Annotated in this window: 16 protein-coding genes; 6 read left to right on the plus strand and 10 right to left on the minus strand. The window is 65.1% G+C overall.

Going from position 1 to position 20,930, the window contains the following annotated elements; all coding sequences use genetic code 11:
* Positions 1–37: 37 nt before the first annotated feature.
* On the minus strand, positions 38–3,580 hold the full coding sequence (locus tag ABLE71_RS08640; protein WP_348782930.1) for a hypothetical protein: 3,543 nt from the start codon (positions 3,578–3,580) through the stop codon (positions 38–40).
* A gap of 230 nt (positions 3,581–3,810) precedes the next feature.
* Positions 3,811–4,785 (minus strand): serine protease, encoded by a 975-nt coding sequence (locus ABLE71_RS08645; protein WP_348782931.1) that lies wholly within the window; start codon positions 4,783–4,785, stop codon positions 3,811–3,813.
* Positions 4,786–4,861: 76 nt separating this feature from the next.
* Between ABLE71_RS08645 and ABLE71_RS08650 the strand changes: the two genes are divergently transcribed.
* Entirely contained in the window at positions 4,862–6,673 is a 1,812-nt protein-coding gene (locus ABLE71_RS08650) for a serine/threonine-protein kinase (RefSeq protein WP_348782932.1), read from the plus strand.
* A gap of 76 nt (positions 6,674–6,749) precedes the next feature.
* On the opposite strand, the gene ABLE71_RS08655 is transcribed toward ABLE71_RS08650, so the two are convergent.
* The gene (locus ABLE71_RS08655) at positions 6,750–8,471 is read right to left on the minus strand and encodes a trypsin-like peptidase domain-containing protein (protein WP_348782933.1); all 1,722 of its coding nucleotides are present in this window, start codon (positions 8,469–8,471) and stop codon (positions 6,750–6,752) included.
* Positions 8,472–8,729: 258 nt separating this feature from the next.
* Here ABLE71_RS08655 and ABLE71_RS08660 point away from each other — a divergent pair, with 258 nt between their 5' ends.
* The 4 genes from ABLE71_RS08660 (at position 8,730) to ABLE71_RS08675 (ending at position 13,093) form a co-directional block, all read left to right on the plus strand.
* The gene (locus tag ABLE71_RS08660; RefSeq protein WP_348782934.1) at positions 8,730–10,556 is read left to right on the plus strand and encodes a DUF4231 domain-containing protein; all 1,827 of its coding nucleotides are present in this window, start codon (positions 8,730–8,732) and stop codon (positions 10,554–10,556) included.
* A 2-nt stretch (positions 10,557–10,558) separates the two neighbouring features.
* Positions 10,559–11,704, plus strand: a complete 1,146-nt coding sequence (locus ABLE71_RS08665; protein WP_348782935.1) for a patatin-like phospholipase family protein — start codon at positions 10,559–10,561, stop codon at positions 11,702–11,704.
* 85 nt (positions 11,705–11,789) lie between these two features.
* Positions 11,790–11,948 (plus strand): hypothetical protein, encoded by a 159-nt coding sequence (locus tag ABLE71_RS08670; RefSeq protein WP_348782936.1) that lies wholly within the window; start codon positions 11,790–11,792, stop codon positions 11,946–11,948.
* Between the two features lie 110 nt (positions 11,949–12,058).
* Positions 12,059–13,093: an aspartate-semialdehyde dehydrogenase gene (locus ABLE71_RS08675; protein ID WP_348782937.1), complete on the plus strand. Its 1,035-nt coding sequence runs from the start codon at positions 12,059–12,061 to the stop codon at positions 13,091–13,093.
* Positions 13,094–13,739: 646 nt separating this feature from the next.
* Here ABLE71_RS08675 and rpsP read toward each other — a convergent pair.
* The 7 genes from rpsP to ABLE71_RS08710 all read right to left on the minus strand — a co-directional run bounded on the left by rpsP (position 13,740) and on the right by ABLE71_RS08710 (position 19,809).
* Positions 13,740–14,135 carry a 30S ribosomal protein S16 gene (gene rpsP / locus ABLE71_RS08680; RefSeq protein ID WP_348782938.1) on the minus strand — a complete coding sequence of 132 codons (396 nt, stop codon included), beginning with the start codon at positions 14,133–14,135 and terminating at the stop codon, positions 13,740–13,742.
* A 38-nt stretch (positions 14,136–14,173) separates the two neighbouring features.
* Positions 14,174–14,503 (minus strand): chorismate mutase, encoded by a 330-nt coding sequence (locus ABLE71_RS08685; protein WP_348782939.1) that lies wholly within the window; start codon positions 14,501–14,503, stop codon positions 14,174–14,176.
* Positions 14,504–14,510: 7 nt separating this feature from the next.
* A complete protein-coding gene (gene ffh / locus ABLE71_RS08690; RefSeq protein ID WP_348782940.1) occupies positions 14,511–16,112 on the minus strand; it encodes a signal recognition particle protein in 1,602 nt (533 codons plus the stop codon).
* Between the two features lie 262 nt (positions 16,113–16,374).
* Complete coding sequence (locus ABLE71_RS08695) at positions 16,375–16,773, minus strand: hypothetical protein (RefSeq protein WP_348782941.1); 399 nt, start codon at positions 16,771–16,773, stop codon at positions 16,375–16,377.
* Between the two features lie 72 nt (positions 16,774–16,845).
* Positions 16,846–17,796 (minus strand): type II CAAX endopeptidase family protein, encoded by a 951-nt coding sequence (locus tag ABLE71_RS08700; protein WP_348782942.1) that lies wholly within the window; start codon positions 17,794–17,796, stop codon positions 16,846–16,848.
* Positions 17,797–17,964: 168 nt separating this feature from the next.
* A complete protein-coding gene (locus ABLE71_RS08705) occupies positions 17,965–18,642 on the minus strand; it encodes a DUF1236 domain-containing protein (protein WP_348782943.1) in 678 nt (225 codons plus the stop codon).
* A gap of 102 nt (positions 18,643–18,744) precedes the next feature.
* Positions 18,745–19,809, minus strand: a complete 1,065-nt coding sequence (locus ABLE71_RS08710) for a putative zinc-binding metallopeptidase (protein WP_348782944.1) — start codon at positions 19,807–19,809, stop codon at positions 18,745–18,747.
* Positions 19,810–20,131: 322 nt separating this feature from the next.
* On the opposite strand from ABLE71_RS08710, the gene ABLE71_RS08715 reads away from it, so the two are divergent.
* The gene (locus ABLE71_RS08715) at positions 20,132–20,929 is read left to right on the plus strand and encodes a lytic transglycosylase domain-containing protein (protein ID WP_348783700.1); all 798 of its coding nucleotides are present in this window, start codon (positions 20,132–20,134) and stop codon (positions 20,927–20,929) included.
* The last annotated feature ends 1 nt before the right edge of the window (position 20,930 follow it).

Here is a 20,930-nt window from a genome sequence, read left to right on the forward strand (position 1 = left end):
GGTCGGGAGCCATGGCCCCCGACCGGCCGCCTCAAATTCAGTTCACCAAAGACGGGCAGATCGATTGCCCCGGCAGGGCAGCCGGCCGCGACAATTGCGCCTCGTCGTCTTTCTGGACGCCCAGTGCCTCGCGCAAGGCCCGCGCCTTTGATGTTTCCAGACTGAAAGCGGCCAGTTCCATAGTGCCCTCGTCGATCGATTCGAAGACGCACTTGCTGTCCCATTCCTCTGCCGGGATCTTCGACAACGCGGACGGCTCCAGATCGATGAAGGCATTCACACAGGACTGAGCCGCGTCCGCCAGGGCGCCTGCTCGCTGCTCTTCGATCTCGCTCCGGGTCGTGCTGAGGAAGCTGAGTTCGAGAAGGCCGGTTCTGGCGTTCCAGCGCGGCGTGCGCACCTCGGTTACCCCGTCGCGCGTTGCAATCGTCAGATCGGCGAGCTTCTGCACCGGAAACTGCTCGCCCAACTTGCCGTCGAGCGCAGCGCGGAACAACCGCTGCAGATAGACGAATTCCTCGATCGAGCGGAGTTCGTCCTGCCGGCCGGCGTCGGTGGCGACGGCAATTCGCACGACATCGTCGACCCGAGTGTCGAGTGAAGGAAATTGCCAGGGGCTCTCATCGACCGTGTCGTTCAGTGTCGGCTGGTCCTCCTCCCACCAGTTCTCGACGTTGGGAGCGAAGTAGGGCAACGTGGCAAAGGCCGTCTGAAGCATGAACTCGAGCGGCGATGTGGTGCGCACACCCGCGCCTGCGAAGTTCAGGTCGGCGTCGCGGGACCATTCCCGCTCGCGCACGCCGCTCCAGACCTCATACTGCGGAGGCGGCGCAACCGCCGCATTGCGCTGCGTCTCGTCGTCGAACCGCGGGTCGGCTGCCGCTTCATCCGCAATGCAGGCTCCGAAGTCCTCCAGGGTAGCCTGCGACGAGCAATAGTTCATGGAGCCGACCAGATTGGGGTCGAAATAGCCTGGTTTCGACACCAGCAGGGATTGCGGCTCGAACAGGGCTCCCTTGCGTTCAAAGGCAAGTGCCGCGGCGGCGACAGTCGACTGGTTGGCCAGAATGCCGTTGGCGTTCCGCTCGGCATAGGAGACAATCTGTGCGGAGAGGCTTTCCGGCACGATCGTCGGAGCCGACCGGGCAACCAGCGCCAGATTCCGCCTGGCCCAAGCGTAGTTGTAGAGCATCAGCGGGTCGTTTGCCGCGCTGCGCGTCTGTTCAACCGTGGGATCCGCCCCCGAGTAGGTGTCGACATAGCGATCGACCTCGATGGCGCGGCAGCCCAGCGACGTGTCGACCAGGGCCGGGTGCAGCTGAATCTTCAGCTCCAGCAAAGGCGTCGCCTTCGTCATCGTTGCGGCGATGGGGCGCCCTTCCGCCGCATAAACCAACGCCAGCTGGACGATCTCGGGATCCGCCGGCGGCAAGTCGATCACTGTGCCGTCGCCGCGCTTCAGCGAAAGCACGATGTCCGGACCCTGGCTGCGCCATGTCATCTCACGGAAGTCGAGAACGACGTCGTCGTCAGTGGGAGCCCGGCCGATCAGCACCCCGCCGATCCGCCTGGAGCCCGAGAGGCGAAAGAAGCTGCGCGAAGACTTGAACGCCGGCGACCGCACCTCTGCGACCTGAGCCGGGCGCAACGCAGCTTCCGTGATGATCGGGCGCGGCTTGGCAGGGCCTGCACCGCCGCCACCGCCACCGCCACCGCCACCGGCAGGCTGCCCGTCGCGCCAGCCCGGAAAGTAGTCGTCGAAGCCCGCAATAGCCTCGATGGATTGCGGCGCGGCGCGTCCGCCGGCCGTCACCGCCCGCTCGTAATCATCGACAGCGAGGCGGACACGATCGAAATCGACATGCGCCTCCTCGAAACGGACGAGCGTCGGCGGCCGGTTTTCGATGAGCGCCGGGGCGTTGCTGTAGGAGATTTCCGGCGCGAGCGCCTGCAGCGTGGCGCGCTCGCTCGCCCGCACCCCGCTACGGGCCGTGGCGCCGTCTGCGGATGCTTCTATCCGCAGCGCCACGTCGTCGGGCGCCACGCCCAGCAGCAGGTCCTTGGCATACATGCGGGACTGGATGTCGAAGGTCGCCTTGTGCACCCCAGCCTTGCGCAGGCTCTCCTCAAGTGCGTCGCCGTAGGGCAGATCGCCAGGCGGAAGCTCGGCCAGCGCTCCCATCATGCGCAGCGCAAGCTCCTGCTGGATCGCGGCCTTGGCGGGAATCTGCGTGAACTGCGCCGCATAGGGCGCCAGCTTGTGCTTGATGGATTTCCAGGCGGCGGGGTTGCCGTCACGCATCTCGGTGCGCAGGAATTCCTTGAACTGCTTGCGTGCTGGCGTCTCGACCCGCTGGTCGGCGGTTCGCAGATAATCCTCGGCCTCGAGCCGGGCTAGTCCGTTGCCAGCGCCGTCCTGAACGCCGATCGAATGGGCCGGTGCGTCGCCGAGCCCGACGCCCAATGAGACGGGCCGTTGCGCGGCCTCGGCCAGAATTGCGGTGCGGGCAGCGATCCCCCGCCTGTTTGGGATCGTTGTGGTCGATACGCCCAGCCGCCTGATCGCAGCGCGCGCATAGGCGTCCTCGAAGCCTGCCGCCAGTTGCTCGAGCACCGTCTCGTCGCATTCGGGCGAATCGTCGACGCACCATCCGTCGGCGCTCTGCGTATCCTCAGCGGGCGGCGGCGGTTCTGTCGCGGCGGCGGCCAGCGCCTCGCGCCAGGTCTTGGCGGCATCCTGCGCGGACAGGTCGATCTCGATGTTTTCAAGATCGTCGACGGCAAGCGCCAGGCGAGTTGCCGTCTCATTGCTGGCGCCGACAGCGACGACCGAGCCGCCTACCAGGGCCATCAACGACAGAACGAACAAGGCCCGTCCGAACCCGCCAAAAGTATTGAACAGGCCGCGGCTTATGAAGAAGGTTCCGACCTTGCCAAGCCAGCCCTTTGGCGCCCCCAGATCGAGCTTGGACCGATCGACGCCCACCTCCACCCGCCGTATGATGTCGACGAACGCTCGCGCCTGGGCGACCTGCTGGCGTTCGGCGAGCAGGCGCTCGAGTTCCGCCTTCTGACCGGGTTCCAGATCGTCGATGCTCTTGTCCGGATTTTCGTCCGCGATCCTGGCGATGGATGTCTGCAGCTGATCGATGATCTCCGTTGCGCGCAGCATCTCGGCGGTGGGCGGCAGTTCGGGCAGGCTGCCATCCTTTGCCTTCTCCACCAGCGCGTCGAACTCGGCTTCGCGCTCCTTCTCGATCAGGGCCGAATACTGGGCGCGGCGGCCTCGCCATGACACATAGGCGAGCGCCGCCAGAAGCAGGCAAATGACGCCGACGATCAGCCCGAACTGCAGAGCCTGGAGCTGTTCATGAATCTTGCCGAACCGCTCGACGGCCGCCGCGACGACATCCAATTGGCCGCTGCCGCCGGCCGCCTGACCCCAGGCGACGAAGGCAAAAAGCGCGAGCCCCGCCAGCGCGACCGAAATCGACACGATGAGCAAGGCGCTGGCCGCGAACTCGGTCAGGCCAAGCAGGCCGGCCGTCGCCAGCCGCGGCGTGCTGCTCTTCTTCGCCAAGCTGCTTCGCAGCGCAGGTGCGGCCACGTAATACAGCAGAAGCGCTGCGATCAGACATCCAATACCCAAAGACGTTAGTGACATGATTGCGCCCCCGCGCGTTGAGACTGTTGTTTCGACTTACCTCATCATTCACTGCGATCACAATCGTGGGTGGCTGAGCACTTCTGCAGCCTGGTCTCACTAAAGCACCGTTGCAATATTAGCCCCTAATTGTGACCATGCGATCTCTATTCTTCACCGATCGTGCTTACGATCCATTCGTGAAAGCTGCCGACCCGAGCATATATTCCAGGCAGCATCGGGTGCCCGCATTGTTTGCCCCAACTGACCACGCCAAGCTGTACGTAGTCCTGCGTTTCCGGGTCCCGGACCGTCAACGGCCCGCCGCTGTCGCCGTAGCAGGAATCGCGGCCGCTGCCGGCAACGCCGGCGCAGACCTCGGTGTCGTAGATCCTGCTCGCCGCGCCGTAGACCTGGCGGCAGAGCTCCCGATCGACGATCTCGACCTCGGCTTGCCTCAACTCCTCCGGTATCTTCACGCGCGGGCTATCCATCAGCGACTGGAGCGCCTTGGCATCGAATTTGTCGTACAGGGCCTTGATGGCTTTCTCGTTCTTGAATTCGAAGGTAGCGCCCCAGCCGATCACGATCGTTTTCGCCCCGGGAACGTTCAATCGCCGGTCCGAGGAACCGTCGGCAAGCGCAACCGTGGGCAGGTCGAGCGGCTCGGCAAGCCTGATCAGCGCGATATCGGTCTTCGGAGAGGGCGGCAAATCCTGTTTCTGCCGGGCCACGGAGGCGGCGGACTTCGCACCTACGGCCTCTTCGGTGGGAGCGGCCGAGCTTTCCAGCATCAAGGGCGGCGCGCCATAGAGAGGATGAATGACGATCTTGTCGCCGGCGACCACGGAAAGTTCTGAAAGCTTGACGCTGCCATAGCCCACGGCGACTTTCGTGCGCCGCTGAAGGCAATGGGCCGCGGTCAGAACCCAGCGCGGCCTGATGAGCGAGCCTCCGCAGAACCCCTTCTTGTCGTCGGGGCCTGCTAATATACGCACTTGCCAGGGCCAGCTTCCCTGGGCGGCCGGAATGCCGTTGACGATGAAGTCGTCTAGAAAGTCGTCATCGGCCGCCTGGCCGGTGTAGGCCGAGCCGGCGAGTATCGCCGCGACGACAAGCGCCCTCGAACAGAACAGTTTCAAGAGAAGCCCAACCCGTTCTATGTTGCCCGCAAGCAGTTCATTCCGAAATGCTGGCGAAATCAAGGAGCAGCTGGAAATGCCGGATTCAGCTATCCCGACAGACGACGTCGAGCGCGATCTTGTCGAGATCGAGACAGGCATCGAGACAGACGCGGCGCCGGCTGAAATCTCCAAGCGGCTGCAGGCCCTGTCAGCGCGTGCCGGCCCCGACGGGCTGACCGCCGGGCTGGATCGGCTGCGCTTCCTCATTGCCCGCGCCACTGTCGAGAACAGGCTCGGCCTCGCCGGTCGGGCGATGGGCACGTTGATCGAGGCGCGGCGGTTTGCGGCCGCTCCGGAAGGCTTGCCCTTCCGGTCGCGGATTTCCCGCGCGATCGCAACCGTGCATGCCTGGCGCGGACGCGGCGAGCAGGCCAAGGGAGAACTCTTGCGCGCGGTCGCCGAAGCGTCGGCGGCCGACAGCGGAGCCGACTTCGCCGCGGCTATGGCCGAGGCCGCCCGCGTCAGCCAGGAAATCGACCGTTTTGACCTCGCACTTGTTTTTCTGGACGCCGCGCTGGCTTCGTCCCATCTCGCACACGTGGAGCGCATCCGGGCGACGGTCAACCGCATGCAATGCCTCAACAGGCTTGGACGCCACGACGAATGCCTGCAGGAGATAGACGCGACGAAAGCGGAGCCCGGCTGGAGCCAGCGCCGGCTGCTGTTGCGCATGCTCGAGAAAGCGAGGGCGCTGGCAGCAATCGGCAAATCGCCCGAGGCTCAAGCCGCGCTGGAAGAAGCGCGGCGTCTGTTGCCATCCGATCCGGAGACCTATTCCCATATTGACTGGACCGAGGCCTCGGTCGAGGTGACCGCCCGCGACAATCCGGCAGACGTCGCCGCGGGTCTGCGCGAAATGATCGCCAGTTTCGCCGAGGATGAACTCCACCAGCGCGAAGCCGGCGCCCGACTCGCGCTGAGCGAGCTGAAGCGGCAGTCCGGCGACCGGAAGGCCGCCTTCGACGAGGCGGTCAAGGCGCTGCGGATCGCCGTCGCCGAGAACAATTCGCGCATGGCGGAGCGCGCCCGCAGCGCCATCTTTCGGACCGGCGACGGCGAGGCAGCCGATGTCGCATCGCCGCAACTCTCCGAACGCTATATACTGGCGGAACCGCTCGGGCGCGGCGGCTTTGGCGTCGTCCACCGCGCGATCGACCTGCAGACCGGCGAAGAGCGCGCCATCAAGATGGTCAGCCTCGATGGCGTGGCTGACGCGGACAGGCGCGAGCGGCTCGCCGCCGACGCCAGGGCCGAGATCGAAGCGGCGAGCCGGCTGCGCCATCCGGGCATCGTGCGCATCCACCATGCCTTCGTTTCCGACGGTTCAATCGTCATCGTGCAAGATCTGATCCGCGGCCGGACGCTGGCCGCGCTGGACCGCGCCGGCGATCCGAGCGCACTGTTTCTGGGCATCTTCGCCAAGCTTGCCCATGCTCTCGTGGCGATGCACGAGAGCGGCGTCGTGCATCGCGACCTGAAACCTTCGAACGTCATCGTCGACGAGCGGGACAGGCCGGTGATCATCGATTTCGGCCTGGCGGCCGTCGCTGGTGAAAGGGGAGACATGGGGCCGGCGCGCGGTACCCGGAATTACGTGGCCCCGGAACTTCTGCGGTTCGGAGAGAAGCCTGGCCCCGATCCAAGGCAGGATATCTACGCCTTCGGCCAGATGTTGGAGGAGTTCCTGCCCGACCGCCGGCAGGCAGGGATTATCGGCCTGCTTGGCATAGGCCGCGCCGACCCGCTGCAGAACATGAGGCGCGCGATGCTGGCGCCCGATCCTCGCCAGAGGCTTGCCTCGTTGCGCGCGGTTGCGGCCGAACTCGATCGTGCACAACCATCGTAGTTCGCAGGGAACGCCCTCCCGCCTCAAGCCACGAGACGGAAGCCACGCCTTTTCCGGTTGATCCTTCGCCGACCGGCTACTTGCTTCGATAGACGAACAGTTCGACGCTCGACGGCTCCTCGCTGCTCGTCACCAGCAGCAATTCGGCTTCGCCGGAAGCCTTGGCGTCGAAGACGGCCTTGGCGGCGTCGGCATTGTCGGAGGCGATTTCCTGGCCTTGCGCGTTTACTCTCAGCCAGACCGGACCGGCGCCGTGCGAATAGGCGAGCACCGCGTAGCTGTGCCCGCCGTCGAGCCTGATGGGAAGGCTGCGTGCGTCAAGGCTTCGGTTCACCGGTTGAACCTGCGGATCTTTGACCGCGACAAATTCGCCGCGCTTGGCGAGTTCATCGAGAAACCGGTTGAGCACATACTGCCGGTGGTCATCGAACTTTCCAAGCTCGCGCTGCCAACCGGCCCGTTCCGCCTCCATGTCGAAGGACGATCCGTCGAGCAGGTCGCGGACGAGGCCGGCCTCCTGGGCGTAGTTCACCATCGCCGCGCTGGGAACCTTCGTGACTTTCTGATCAGAGGCCTCCGAGTCGGCCGGCAGTGGCACGACGGTGCCCGAACTTATGATGCCGACAACGCGCCCCTGCTGATCGATCACAGGTCCCCCGCTGGTCCCGCCGGTCAGCGGAATCGTGTTGTGAATGAGGCGGCCGTCAGCCGTGTCCTCGGGCGGAAACAGGAAGAAGTTCGTCACCGCGCTGACATTGCCGAAATGCACCCGTGGCGTCGGGAAGCGGTGGGCGTTCTCGTTGCCCTCTATGTCGCGAAGGAAGTAGCCGGCAAAGGCGATCTGGTCGCCGGCCGCGGCGCTGCCGGGCGGCGCGAGTTCCAGCACGGGCCCGGCATCCGAACCCGGAGCCAGTTCCAGGATCGCCAGGTCGTAGGCGCTCGGCAGCTTCACCTGTTTGAAGGCGCCGTCGGCGGTCTTGGTCCCAGCCTTGTGCTCGCGAAGGTAGCGGGAGAACGGTTCGTAGCCGGCATGGATCGTGACGGCTGCCACGGTGAAATCGCGCGGAGCCGCTCCGGGACTGCGGACAATGATCTCGAGATCGCGGCGCCCGGCAATCTGCGCTGCGACGTGAGCGTTCGTCACCAGGCGTGTCGGTGTGATCGGCCAGGCAGTGGCGACGCCGCGTTCGACGCCGTTCTGCCTGACGACGACCAGGTGGACGGCCTTCTGCAGCCTATCTGCTTGTCCGCGCCACGCAGAGGGCTGATCGAGCGCGCGTTCTTCCCTGCTCGTCAGCTCGTTGGAGACGCTCTGAAGCCGTGACGTGTGTTCGTCGACGGTCACCCACAGATAGCCGGTGACCAGCACCACAGCCCCCAGCACAGACGCGACGAGGGTAGCGTTGCGCTTCAGCCGTTCGAGCGCGATCTCGAGAGCAGGAACCGGCGCCTGGAAATCGGTGACGTCCGGGTCCGGGCCGGTCGCGCCGTCCGGCGGCAGCAGTTCGAAGCGAAGCGTCGGTCCATCCGGGCCGCCGAGCGTGATCAGGTCGCCGTCGCGGAGCCTTGCCTGGGCCATGGTCGGCCGGCCGTTCACCTCGACATAATAGTCGGCCAGCCGGGCGACTTCCCAATCGCCGCCGGCCTGCCGCTTGAGCTGAAGATGGCGGCGGCCCGCGCGCTTTTCGTTGGAGGGCAGGACGAAGCTCGCCCAGCTCCCGTCGCGGCCGATCAGGATTTCAGACGATTGCGGCGAGAAAATCCGGGACTGGCCGGTCGAAACCAGAGTAACCCGCACCGCGCATTGATATGATTTTGCCGCAGCGGCATTCGACAAATCGCTCCGGCGCGTCCGCCAGGAAAACCCCATCGCCCGATCGCCCCCTTCCCGTCACGGCCGACTTTTCGAGCCGACGGCCTGCCCCGGAAACCTGTCATTGAAGAATACGCCGCGCAATCCGGCAATTTCTTGGCGACGAGCGATAGCGCGGGTTTTTGCCGGTTCGGCCTCCCGCCGCAGGTTTGATAATATATGCATAGATGATAGCCTCGCCGGATGCTGGCGCCCGGCGGGAGGGGAAGTCGATTGGCAGTTGAAGCGGATGTCGCCAGCGCTGGCATCGGCAATGACACGGTGGGGCAAAGCCTGCCCGCACTGGTCTTCTCCATCGGCGTTACCGGCCACCGATCGCTCGCGGACGATCCCGAACTGGCCGATGCGGTGGCCGGCACCATCGGCCGCGTATTGGACAGTATTTCGGCCGCAGCCGAACGTCTGCCTCCGCAGAGCGAGGACGGCCGGCGGACCACGCTGCGCATTGTAACCATGCTGGCCGAGGGAGCCGACATCATCGGCGCCTCGGAAGCGATGCGGCGCTCGGTGCCGGTTGCGGTAATTCTCCCTGGATCGATCAGGGCCTACCGGTCGACCTTCGAGCGGCAACAGTGGCTGGACAGGTTCGACGCCACGATCGCGGACGCGCACAGCGTGACCGAACTGCCCTATGAAGTCATCGACGCCGCCGACTACGAACGCGCGAACGGCTTCATCCTTGCGCAATCGGACCTGTTGCTGGCGGTGTGGGACGGGAAGCCGGCGCGAGGACGTGGGGGAACCGGGTCGGTCGTGCAGGACGCACTCGACAGAAAAATACCGGTCGTCGTCATCGATCCTGTTCTGGCTGGAGAAGCATCCGTCATCGTGGACCCGGCTGCCGCAATGCTGCCCGGGCGGGTCTACGATCTTCCACGGGTACCAGTGCAGACCGCGCTGACTCGCCTCGTCGCGTCGGTGCTCCGACCGCCATGGGCGCCATCCCGCCATACCGCGCTGAAGGATTATCTCGCCGAGCCCCAAAAATTGCGCAGCTGGAGAGTCGCCCAGCGGCTGCTCAAGCTGGTCGGCTATTCCTTCCGCACGGCGCGGAAGCGGGTTCGCAAGGGTCCGCACGAACCGGCTTTACCCGACGATCCGGCCGCGCAGCGCATTGAACGCGAGTTCCAGCGCGCCGACCGGCTGGCCAACCACTACGGCGACCAGATGCGGTCGACAATGGTGTCCCGCTATTTCGTCATCGCGTTCGCGGCATTCGTGAATGCCGCCGTTTCCATCCTGCTGCCCGCCTATCTGCCCTGGTCGACGCTCATCCAGCTGATCGTCACCGTCTCGTCGCTGATCGACGAACGAACCGCCCGCAGGCGCCGCTGGCACGAGCGCTGGCTCGACTACCGGGCACTGGCGGAAGGGCTGCGCTGCCTGCGCCATGTCCACCCCCTCGGCATGGACGACGAAGTATACCGGCGGTCATCGCCGGCAAGACCGCTCCACTGGACCGAGTGGTATCTGGCGCGGCTTGCGCGCGACATCGGTCCGTCGCCGGGAGCCCTGACGCCGGAGGAAATCGGCCGTCGGTACCGGGGGATTCGCGACTTGATCGGTGAGCAGGTCGAATATCATCGAAAGGCCCTGCGCGATCTTGCCAGGCTCGATGGCCGCCTGCGCCGGCTTTCGACCATCAGTCTTGCGGCGACGGTATTGGCGGGCGTCGGGAGCCTCGTCATTCAATTCGTGTATCCGACCGCGTCCAGCTTGCTGCCGTCGATTGCCGCGGCCCTTCTGGTCATAGCGCCGGCATTTGCCGTTGCCGCGAGCGGTCTGCGAAGCAGCGCCGATCTCGCCCGCCTTGCACAGCGCTCCGCGCGGACGGCAGCGGCCCTGAGCAGGATCGGACGCCAGATGGACGGGCTCCCGCCCACCTTCGATCGCCTTGCCGTCGCGGCCAGGATGACATGCGGCGCGATGCTTCAAGAGCTGCTTGAGTGGCGGTTCATCCGCGAAAGCCGCCAGACCGGTCGGCTGAGAACACTGCGGGGGAGGCGCTAGACATGTCTTCTACAGACCTATCTCCGCGGGACCGGCATCTCTTCGGGCCAGGTCCCAAGACGATTCTCTCGCTTGACGGCGGCGGTGTCCGCGGCGCCATCAGCATCGCGTTCCTGGAGCGGATGGAGGCGCTTCTCGGCCATGGCGGTCAGCATCGGCGGCTCGGCGATTTCTTCGACCTGATAGGAGGAACCTCGACCGGCGCCATCATCGGCGCTGGCCTGGCGCTCGGTCTCAGCGCCGAGGAGATGCGCAGCTTCTATGTCGATCTGGCGCCGCGGATCTTTCGCCGGCCATTCTGGCGGGTGGCGGGACTTCAGGCGAAATTCGATTCGCTGCACCTGAAAAAAGAGCTCGCCGGCATCATCGGAGACCGCAAGCTCGACAGCGAGGACCTGAAAACCGGCTTCTGTCTCGTCATGAAGCGGATGGACAAGGGAAGTCCCTGGATCCTGTCCAACAACCCTCGCGCGCGATACTGGGCGGATCCGGATGACGGCTCATATATCGGCAACCGGCACTACCATCTGGCGTCGCTGATTCGCGCCAGCACCGCGGCCCCGCACTATTTCGATCCGGAGCCGCTGACGATCGTCGAAGGTGAGGAAGATGGTCTGTTCGTGGATGGCGGCGTAACGCCCTACAACAATCCGGCGCTTCATCTGTTTCTTCTGGCGACGCTTCCGCAGCATGGGATCTGCTGGAACCTCGGGCCTCGCGACCTGACGATCGTCTCCATCGGCACGGGCCGCTTTAGCGACAAGATCACAATCCGCGAGGTCTTCTATGTCAGGGCGATCGGCCTGGCGATCCGCGCGTTGGCCGGGTTGATATCGGACACCCAGACGCTCACACTTGGACTGATGCAGGCTCTGGGCGAAACGCCGACGCCTTGGCAGATCAACTCCGAAGTCGGCACGATGCAGGGGCTCCCGCTGCCGGGCGGTCCGCTGTTCCGGCACGTCCGCTACGACGTCCGCCTGGACCGGGACTGGCTGGAGGAAAATCTCGAGGTCAAGCTTGACGAGCGGACGGTGAGACGGCTGCGCGCGATGGACGATCCGAGCATCGTGCCGCTGGCCTATGAGATCGGACAGCTTGCTGCGGAAAGACAGGTTCAATTGGAGCACTTTGCGCGGCCTGCCTAGCGGCGACATGCGTCGGGCGAGCGGGCTTCGATTGACTATTTGCCGATTCCCGGTAAAAGCCAGCCGCGAACGGGAACTTCTAGTGATGCGCGGCCTGATGATGGCGCTCTTTGCACTCGACTTTCCCGGCCATAGTGGGACGTTCAGGGCGAACCATTGGGCCGGGCGCATTGGCGTGCCCTTCGTGTCCAGCACCACTACGGCCAAAACGATCACCACCAAAACGACCGCCAAAACGGTCTGATCTCCCTTGGCCTTACCGTCCCTCCCGGGTCTGGCCCGGGGAGACGAGGCCCGCGCCGGTCGGCGGGTTCCTCCAGAATCAACAGGCGGAGAGGGGGCAGGAGAATACTCATGGGTTTCAAGGTTGCAGTCGTCGGCGCCACGGGCAATGTCGGGCGCGAGATGCTCAATATCCTCGAGGAGCGCGGCTTCCCCGCCGACGAGGTCGTGGCGCTCGCCTCGCGCCGCAGCCAGGGCACGGAAGTGTCCTATGGCGACCGGACGCTGAAGGTCAGGACCCTCGACCAGTACGATTTCTCCGACACCGACATCTGCATCATGTCGGCCGGCGGCGAAGTGTCGAAGCAATGGTCGCCCAAGATCGGCAAGCAGGGCTGCGTGGTCATCGATAATTCGAGCGCCTTCCGCTACGATCAGGACGTGCCGCTGATCGTGCCGGAGGTGAATCCGGACGCGATCGCGCTGTTTACGCGCAAGAACATCATCGCCAATCCGAACTGCTCGACGGCGCAACTCGTCGTGGCGCTGAAGCCGCTGCATGATTTCGCGACCATCAAGCGCATCGTCGTGGCGACCTACCAGTCGGTCTCCGGCGCCGGCAAGGAAGGCATGGACGAGCTGTTCACGCAGACCCGCGCGGTGTTCGTCGCCGACCAGGTCGAGAACAAGAAGTTCACCAAGCGCATCGCCTTCAACGTCATCCCGCATATCGACGTCTTCCTCGACGACGGCTTCACCAAGGAAGAGTGGAAGATGGTCGCCGAGACCAAGAAGATGCTCGACCCCAAGATCAAGCTGACGGCGACCTGCGTGCGCGTGCCTGTCTTCATCGGCCATTCGGAGGCCGTCAACATCGAGTTCGAGAAGCCGATCACCGCCGACGAGGCGCGCGACATACTGCGCGAGGCGCCGGGCTGCGTCGTCATCGACAAGCGCGAGAACGGCGGCTACATCACGCCGCTCGAATCGGCCGGCGAGGACGCCACGTTCATCTCGCGCATCCGCGAGGATTCGACCATCGAGAACGGGCTTTCGATGTGGATCGTGTCGGACAATCTGCGCAAGGGCGCGGCGCTGAACGCCATCCAGATCGCCGAGCTTCTGATCGAGCGCGGCCTGATCCAGCCCAAGCGCAAGGCGGCGTAGTTTTCGCTCACGGGCCGTACCGCCGCCTCCGGCGGCTGGCCCTCCGCCCCTTCGACAAGCTCAGGAGGCGCCGGATTGACGGCGGCCCGCAGTCGCGGGCTCGGCCTGCGGCCGAAAGGCACTGGGCTTTCCTCCGCATTGAAGGGAGGGATGCCTGTGCGCTTCATCATTGCCACGCCTGCTTTCGCATCTGGCTTTTGTCAAAGAACACTCCCCGTTTCGGGGAGGTGGGAAGCGGGGCGCGGGCCCAAGCCTCTCAAATTTTTGTACGTGGCCCGGTTTCCCGCGCCCCGCCGGCGTTCTTGCCCTGATGGAGGACGGGGCCGTTGCCCTTGGTCTCCGCCAAGGCCCGGATCTGGGGGTTCATCACCCAGCCGCGCCACCGTAGCGCGACCGATCCGGCGCCGCCGCCCTCCCCGTCATCCGGTTCATGACCCGGGTTCCCGCGAGAGCGATGGGGCAAGTATGCGGGAGGCTCGATCGGTGTGAATGAACAGGCCCGATTATTTTTCGAGATATAAGGAAATCCGAGGGTTGACGCGGATGTATATCCACGCGGCCTGATGACTTGGACGGCGCCTTCCGGAAAAGAAAACGGCGGAGGATTGCTCCCCCGCCGTCTGCGTTTGGACCACCCGCAGAAAGATCAGGAAGCGGCGGCTTCCTCGGCAGCCGGAGCGGTCGCCGCGGCGATCGCCGCCGCCGCGTCGTCCTGCGCCTTCTTCAGGGCGGCGGTGCGCTCCTGAGCCTTCTTGCCGGGCAGCGCCTTGGTCGGGTTGTTGCGGGCCTCGCGCTTGGTGATGCCGGCCTCGTCGAGGAAGCGGGCGACGCGGTCGGTCGGCAGCGCGCCGTGGCTCATCCAGTGCTTGACCCGCTCGGCGTCGACCTTGACGCGCTCGCCGTCCTTGGGCAGCAGCGGGTTCCACGAGCCGAGCTGCTCGATGAACCGGCCGTCGCGCGGCGAACGCACGTCGGCGACGACGACGTGATAGTAGGGACGCTTCTTGGAGCCCGCTCGGGCCAGACGAATCTTCAGCGACATTTGTTTCTCCTTGGAATTCTGTCGATTGATGGGTTGATCTATGCGTTTGTCTTCAGCTCGCCGTTTCCGGCGGCGATCTGTTCGTGGTGGCGGATCACTTCCTTGATGACGAAGTTCAGGAATTTTTCCGCGAAATCCGGGTCGAGCTGTGCCTCGTCGGCGAGGCGGCGCAGGCGAGCGATCTGCTCGGCCTCGCGCGCCGGGTCCGCCGGCGGCAGGCCGTGCTCGGCCTTGAGCACGCCGACCGCCTTGGTGCAGCGGAAGCGCTCGGCGAGCATGTGGATGAGGGCCGCGTCGATGTTGTCGATCGACGCCCGGTAGCCGGCGAGCATTGTCCGCGCGTTGGCCGTTTCGATCGTGTCGCTCATCTCCCCCTCACTTCTTCTTACCCAAGCCCGACAAGCCGCCGCCGAGGCCCGGAAGTTTCATGCCACCCGGCAGGCCGGGCAGTCCGCCACCGCCCAGACCAGGAAGACCGCCGGGCAATCCCCGCGGCAGTGCCCCGCCGAGGCCGGCGGCCTCCGCCTGCTTCCGCAGCGCCTCGAGCTGCTTGGGGTCCATCTTCGACAGATCGGGCATTCCGCCCATTCCGGCCATGCCCCCGGGCATCATGCCGCCGAGACCCATCTTGCTGGCAAGCCCGCCCATCATGCCGCGCATCATGCCGCCGCCTTTGCCCTTGCCGCCCATCGCCTTCATCATGTCGGCCATCTGGCGGTGCATCTTCAGGAGCTTGTTGATCTCGGCGGCGTCGGTGCCCGAGCCGGCGGCGATGCGCTTCTTGCGGCTGTGCTTCAGAATGTCGGGATTGGCGCGCTCGGCCCTGGTCATCGACGAGATGATGGCGACCTGGCGCTTGAACATCTTGTCGTCGAGGCCGGCGGAGGCGAGCTGATCCTTCATCTTGCCCATGCCCGGCATCATCGACATGATGCCGCCCATGCCGCCGAGCTTCGACATCTGCTCGAGCTGGCCGGCGAGGTCGTTCAGGTCGAACTTGCCCGACTGCATCTTTTTCGCCATCGCCGCGGCCTGTTCGGCGTCGATGCTTTCGGCGGCTTTCTCGACCAGCGAGACGATGTCGCCCATGCCGAGGATGCGGTCGGCGATGCGGCGGGGATGAAACTCCTCCAGCGCGTCCATCTTCTCGCCGGTGCCGATAAGCTTGATCGGTTTGCCGGTGACGGCGCGCATGGAAAGTGCCGCGCCGCCGCGGCCGTCGCCGTCCATGCGGGTGAGCACGAGGCCGGTGACGCCGACGCGTTCGTCGAAGCTTTTCGCGAGATTGACGGCGTCCTGGCCGGTGAGGCTGTCGGCGACGAGCAGGATTTCGTGCGGGTTCGAGGCCTTCCTGATCTCGGCCATCTCGACCATCAGCGGCTCGTCGATATGGGTGCGGCCGGCGGTGTCGAGGATGACGACGTCATGGCCGCCGAGTTTTGCCGCCTGCACGGCGCGCGCCGCGATCTGGACCGGCGACTGGCCGGCGATAACGGGCAGCGTGGCGACGCCCGCCTGCTCGCCGAGCTGGCGCAACTGCTCCTGCGCGGCCGGACGGCGCGTATCGAGCGAGGCCATCAGAACCTTCTTGTTCTGGCGGTCGGTCAGGCGCTTGGCGATCTTGGCAGTGGTCGTGGTCTTGCCCGAACCCTGCAGGCCGACCATCATGACGACGACCGGCGCGGGCGCGTTGAGGTCGATCGCCACGCCCTCGGAACCCAGCATCCCGACCAGCTCGTCATGGACGATCTTGACGACCATCTGGCCGGGCTTGATCGACTTCAGCACGTCGGCGCCGACAGCCTTGGCGCGCACCTTGTCGGTGAAGGAGCGCACGACATCGAGCGCCACGTCGGCTTCAAGCAGCGCACGGCGCACCTCGCGCAGCGCTGCCGAGACATCGGCCTCCGACAGCGTGCCGCGGCCGGTCAGGCCGTTCAGAATCGAGCCAAGGCGCTCTTGCAGCGACTCAAACATTTCATTCCCTTCGTCTCAGGCTTTCAGACCCGAGAGGTAGTGCGTCCGCCCGTCAGGTCCAAGCAATGCGCAAAGCCAAAAAGCACCCGGGGGCGCATCGCGCTGCCGGGTGTTGGCCTCCGGGATCGATTTATACCTTCCACCTATAACAAGGTTTCGGGTCCCGGTCGGCTTGCTCGGAGTGTCTACTCGTCGCGGAATTCGCTGCGCATAGACAGGAAAAGCCGGCTGGAGTCAAGGTTTGGGCGCCGCAGGTAGTGGGTCAGCTTGAAATCCGGATAATAGGTCCGGACTTACTTGGTATAGTGAATTTGACCGAGCTGAAGTCGATCTTCCGGGTATCGTCCTCGCCGACCGACGCGCACTCCAGACAATCTGCGTAGCCATCCGACAGGTAGAGGAGGAATATAACGGGCCCGGACAGGCCGCTCACATCGGCTGTCGCATCGCCGATGGGGCTCGCCACCTGAAGTGGCGGCGACCGCCGGCTGACGGTAAAGTCCATGAAGAAACCACTTCCGGTGTTTCTGCGCTCGTGCACGAGCGCAGTCTCGATTTGCGCGAGGATCGGCGAGCCGAGGGGATGGCCAGAGCAAATAGCCTCTATGGCGGCTCGCTCGAAGGCATTCAACGACGATTCAGGGCTAGTCTTTGCGCTCATGAGTAACTCGCTCCGTAGGGATGCGCCGCTCGCTGCCGCTAAGGCGAGGCAACGCTACCGGCAGTCGGAAGGCTACCCCAGGTCCGGCGTCACCCTGAGCGGCGAGCGTGGATGCATGAGCAGCAGCCAGGTGGCCAGGATCGAGGCGATGCTGATGCCGGCGATCATCGCCGTTTGCGCCGGCGTCCAGTCAAGGGCGGTCAGTGGCGCGCCGCGAAAGAGCGCAAGGCCGCCAAGTGCGTCGTCATGCGAGATGAACAGGAAGCCGACGAGATTGTTGCCGAGATGCGCGCCCATCGCCGCGCCAAGATTGCCGGTCGCGTAGACGAGCAGCGCCAGCAGTGCGGCGAAGGCGCCGATCGAGATCGCCACGCCGATGTTCATGCCGAGCACGGATGCGGGGTTCCAGTGCAGCGCGGTGAACACCACGGTCGGCAGAACCGCCCATATCAGCGGACTGCGGAAACGGTGGGCAAGGCCGCGTTGAAGGTAGCCGCGGAAAAGAAGCTCTTCCGAGGAGGTCTGGACGAAGGCGAGCAAGAGGATCGGCAGCAGGAAAAGCAGCCAGGCGCCGAACTCGACCGGGCCGCGCCCGACATCGGGGGTGATGAGCAGATAACCGAGTTCCGTCAGCAGCGAGGTTATGACGACCGCGACGAAACCCTTGAGGAAGCCGTTGCCGGAGAGCCGGGCGCTGTTGCCGAAGAGCCGGGAGAGCTTCTCCCGGTGCAGCAGGCGCATGGCGATCCAGACGCCGAGCCAGATGCCGGCGAAGGTGGCGAGCGTGGCGAAAAGGCCACCGGAGGTGGTGAGGAAGCGCTCGAGGGGATTGCCGCCGTCGAAGGTCAGCACCTCGTCCTCGCCGGTCAGCATCCAGCCATAAGCGCCGGCGAAGACGACAGCCATCGTGATCACCAGCCAGCACACCGCCACGATCACTGTTCCCGCAATCAGGCGTGGCAGGGTGGTCTTTTCGTTCGGCGAGCGCCTGTAGCGCTCGAAAGCCGTGGGATCGATCGCCATCGGGAGCCTGTTCGAGGGTGGGTTTGTCGCGATAGGCTCGATGAAACGGCGCCGCGTCAAGGGGACACCCAAAGCTTCGATTGCGATGGTGAAAAAAATCCGCCCGGAGACGATCTCCGGGCGGATTTTCAAACCAGTGCTCAAACCGGCGCCTGTCGGCGCATCAGGTCAGCGCAGCACGTAGACGATGCGACGCGTGTCCGGCTCGACCAGGACGGGCTGGCCGTTCACGTAGACGTAGCGGTATTCGTAGTCGGGAATTTCCCGGAGTTGCACCGTCTCGGGAAGTCCCGCTCCGACGACGACTTCGCCGTCGAGATAGACCGGCTCGATCTGGTTCGAGGTGACGTAGGTGCGCACCTTCTCCGGCGGGTCGATGACCGTGCCGGCGGCTCCGCCCGCGATCACGCCGGCGCCGCCGCCGACGACCGCGCCGACCGGGCCAGCGATGAGCGCGCCCGCGACCGCGCCGGTCACGCCGCCGGTGACGGCGCCAGTCGCGCCGCCGTCGACGTCAGCCGGAGCCTCGACGATCCGTACGCCGGAATCGGCCGGCCGCTCGGTGAGGACAAGCTGGGCGCCGCCGAAATCGCCGGTCAGATAGTCCGAATAGACCCAGCCGTCGCCGTCGTTGAAGGCGACGACACACCATTTGCTGGCTTCCAGGCAACCGTTGAGATTGGCCGACTGTCCGGCGCCGATGACGCCGACGACCTGATGCTGCGGGCCGGGGCCTGCGCGTACGTTGAGGTCGGTGGTGGCGACGACGGCCGACTGCGCGAAGGCAGCGCCCGTCATGGCGAGCAGTGCGCCGGCTGCCGCCGAAACGAGAAATTTGCTGTGCATTTGTCTTCTCCGTTCTGATGGTCCCTCGACCCTGAAACGGGGCGCAAGTCGATGAGTTCCGGTTAAACCGGGCCGCTCCATGACGTTTTGTTGCAATGGGTTTCAGCCGTCCTGCAGCGCCGGTTGAGCCGGGCCGGAGAGCAGTTCGTGCACGAAGCCGAGCTTTTGCGCCGTTACCGGCGAGATGACGAACGGGTAGAGGTCGGGCAGGCCCATGCAGCGATTGATGGAGTTGGACGCCTCGGAGAGCACCAGCCAGCGCGCCAGCGTGCGCTCGAACGGTTCGGGCGGGGAACCGCCGACAGGCGGCTGGCCCCTGTCGCTGTCGGGCAATTCGTCGCCTGCGTCGGTGTCCAGCCGTGCAAGCGGAATTCTCAGCGCACGCACCATCTCAAGCGTGTCGGTGATGTGGAGATAATGGGCGAAGGTCTCGGCCCAGTCCTCCCAGGGATGGCTCGCCGCATAGGCGGAGATGTGGCGGTTTTCCCAGTCCGGCGGCGCGCCTTCGGCATAGTGGCGGCGCAGCGCCTCCTCGTAGTCCGCGCTCTCGTCGCCGAACAGTTGGTGAAAACGTTGCAGGCGGCCGGCATCGTCCCGGATCAGACGATCCCAGTAGTAGTGGCCGAGTTCGTGGCGGAAGTGGCCGAGAAGCGTGCGGTAGTCCTCGCCCATCGCGGCGCGCATCTTCTCGCGCTCGGAGGAATCGGCCTCGGCGACGTTGAGCGTGATCAGGCCGTTGTCGTGGCCTGTCAGCACATGTTCGCCCGTCGGAACGTCGCCGGCGAGCGGATCGGCGAGGAAATCGAAAGCGATGCCGACTTCCTCTTCCGGGCCGGCCTTGGCCTCCACCGGCAGGCCGAAGGCCAGAAGCGAGTAGATGGCGCGCTTCTTTGCCGCCTCGACCCTGATCCAGCGCTCGCGGTTGCCTGATATCGAGAGGTCGGGGATGGTCTTGTTGAGCGCGCAGGCTCGGCAGAACAGGCTTTCGGGCTCCGCCATCCAGTTGCAGCCGCATTCGGCCGCGTTGACGCAGGCCGGCGCCCCGGCGCCGGAAAGCGTGAAAGCGCCGCGTCTCGGGTCGTAGAGCACGAGGCTTGCGCAATTCAGGCACTGCGCATTCTCGAAATAGAGACGGCCGCCGCAATGGGGGCAGACAAACAGCTTCATGATTTCCGATCGATTCAAACAACTCAGGCGCGGGACGCGCAGCAACGCTTCCGCGCCGCCTTCGGTTCCGCGTCCCGGAAGTGGGGTGTGTGCGTCCTCGACAAAAGGGACATTGCCAGCAGTGTCCTGTCGATCACAACATCGACAACTTCGCCGTTTAGCGGCTGTTCACCGCAACAAACGCTTGATCGGTGCGGATTTTTTGGGCATTTCGCTGCAGATCACGGTGTTTCGCCTGTTCAATAACCGCCGTGACGGGCATGCGTTTGGCTGGCAGGGTTCCCTGCACGGGATTGTGGTTCAGGCAACTCAGGAGAACGGCATGGCATTTTTTGCCAAGGGAAGGATGTTCGCGGCGGCGACCGCGGTCGCGCTAGGCTTGCTGACGGGCAGCGCCCAGGCGGCCCAGTGCGGCGATACCGCTGACGGGTTCGAGCAGTGGAAGGTCGACTTCGCCGCCGAGGCAAAGGCGGCCGGCGTCAAGAAGAAGGGACTGGCGGCGCTTGCCGGCACGACATACGCCACCGGAACGATCAAGGTTGACCGGGCGGTCCACAAGGCTTTCAGCGGCAGCGTCGAGTCTTTCATGCAGCGCCGCGGTGCATCGACGATCATATCCAAGGGCCGTTCGCTGAAGAAGGCGAACGCTGCGCTGTTCGACAAGATCGAGCGCACCTATGGCGTGCCGCCCGGCGTGTTGCTCGCCATCTGGGGCATGGAGACCGGTTTCGGCTCGTTCATGGGCAAGCAGAATACGGTTTCAGCCATTGTGACGCTGGCGTATGACTGCCGCCGTCCGGCCTTCTTCTATCCGCACGCGATCGGAGCGCTCAAGCTGGTCGACCGCGGAGCGCTGAGCGCCAGTTCGGTCGGCGCAATGCATGGCGAGATCGGCCACACCCAGTTCCTGCCCGGGAATGTTCTGAAATATGGCGTCGGCAACATGAACCTGCGCGACAAGAACACGGCGCTGATGTCCACCGCCAATTTCCTTGCCGGCCACGGCTGGCAGCCGGGCGCCGGCTACGCGGGCAACATGGGCGCGATCGCCGGCTGGAATTCCGCGAACGTCTATCAGCAGGCCATCGCCCGGATCGGCGCAGCCATCGACGGCGAGTGAC

This window comes from Mesorhizobium sp. KR9-304 (assembly GCF_040049215.1).
Taxonomy (GTDB): Bacteria; Pseudomonadota; Alphaproteobacteria; order Rhizobiales; family Rhizobiaceae; genus Mesorhizobium_K.

What these genes read in the sequence shown, in the direction of transcription:
- ABLE71_RS08650 (WP_348782932.1), top strand. Translation starts at nt 4,862, where the DNA reads ATGCCGGATTCAGCTATCCCGACAGACGACGTCGAGCGCGATCTTGTC.
- ABLE71_RS08660 (WP_348782934.1), top strand. Translation starts at nt 8,730, where the DNA reads ATGCTGGCGCCCGGCGGGAGGGGAAGTCGATTGGCAGTTGAAGCGGAT.
- ABLE71_RS08665 (WP_348782935.1), top strand. Translation starts at nt 10,559, where the DNA reads ATGTCTTCTACAGACCTATCTCCGCGGGACCGGCATCTCTTCGGGCCA.
- ABLE71_RS08670 (WP_348782936.1), top strand. Translation starts at nt 11,790, where the DNA reads ATGCGCGGCCTGATGATGGCGCTCTTTGCACTCGACTTTCCCGGCCAT.
- ABLE71_RS08675 (WP_348782937.1), top strand. Translation starts at nt 12,059, where the DNA reads ATGGGTTTCAAGGTTGCAGTCGTCGGCGCCACGGGCAATGTCGGGCGC.
- rpsP (WP_348782938.1), bottom strand. Translation starts at nt 14,135, where the DNA reads ATGTCGCTGAAGATTCGTCTGGCCCGAGCGGGCTCCAAGAAGCGTCCC.
- ABLE71_RS08685 (WP_348782939.1), bottom strand. Translation starts at nt 14,503, where the DNA reads ATGAGCGACACGATCGAAACGGCCAACGCGCGGACAATGCTCGCCGGC.
- ffh (WP_348782940.1), bottom strand. Translation starts at nt 16,112, where the DNA reads ATGTTTGAGTCGCTGCAAGAGCGCCTTGGCTCGATTCTGAACGGCCTG.
- ABLE71_RS08695 (WP_348782941.1), bottom strand. Translation starts at nt 16,773, where the DNA reads ATGAGCGCAAAGACTAGCCCTGAATCGTCGTTGAATGCCTTCGAGCGA.
- ABLE71_RS08700 (WP_348782942.1), bottom strand. Translation starts at nt 17,796, where the DNA reads ATGGCGATCGATCCCACGGCTTTCGAGCGCTACAGGCGCTCGCCGAAC.
- ABLE71_RS08705 (WP_348782943.1), bottom strand. Translation starts at nt 18,642, where the DNA reads ATGCACAGCAAATTTCTCGTTTCGGCGGCAGCCGGCGCACTGCTCGCC.
- ABLE71_RS08710 (WP_348782944.1), bottom strand. Translation starts at nt 19,809, where the DNA reads ATGAAGCTGTTTGTCTGCCCCCATTGCGGCGGCCGTCTCTATTTCGAG.
- ABLE71_RS08715 (WP_348783700.1), top strand. Translation starts at nt 20,132, where the DNA reads ATGGCATTTTTTGCCAAGGGAAGGATGTTCGCGGCGGCGACCGCGGTC.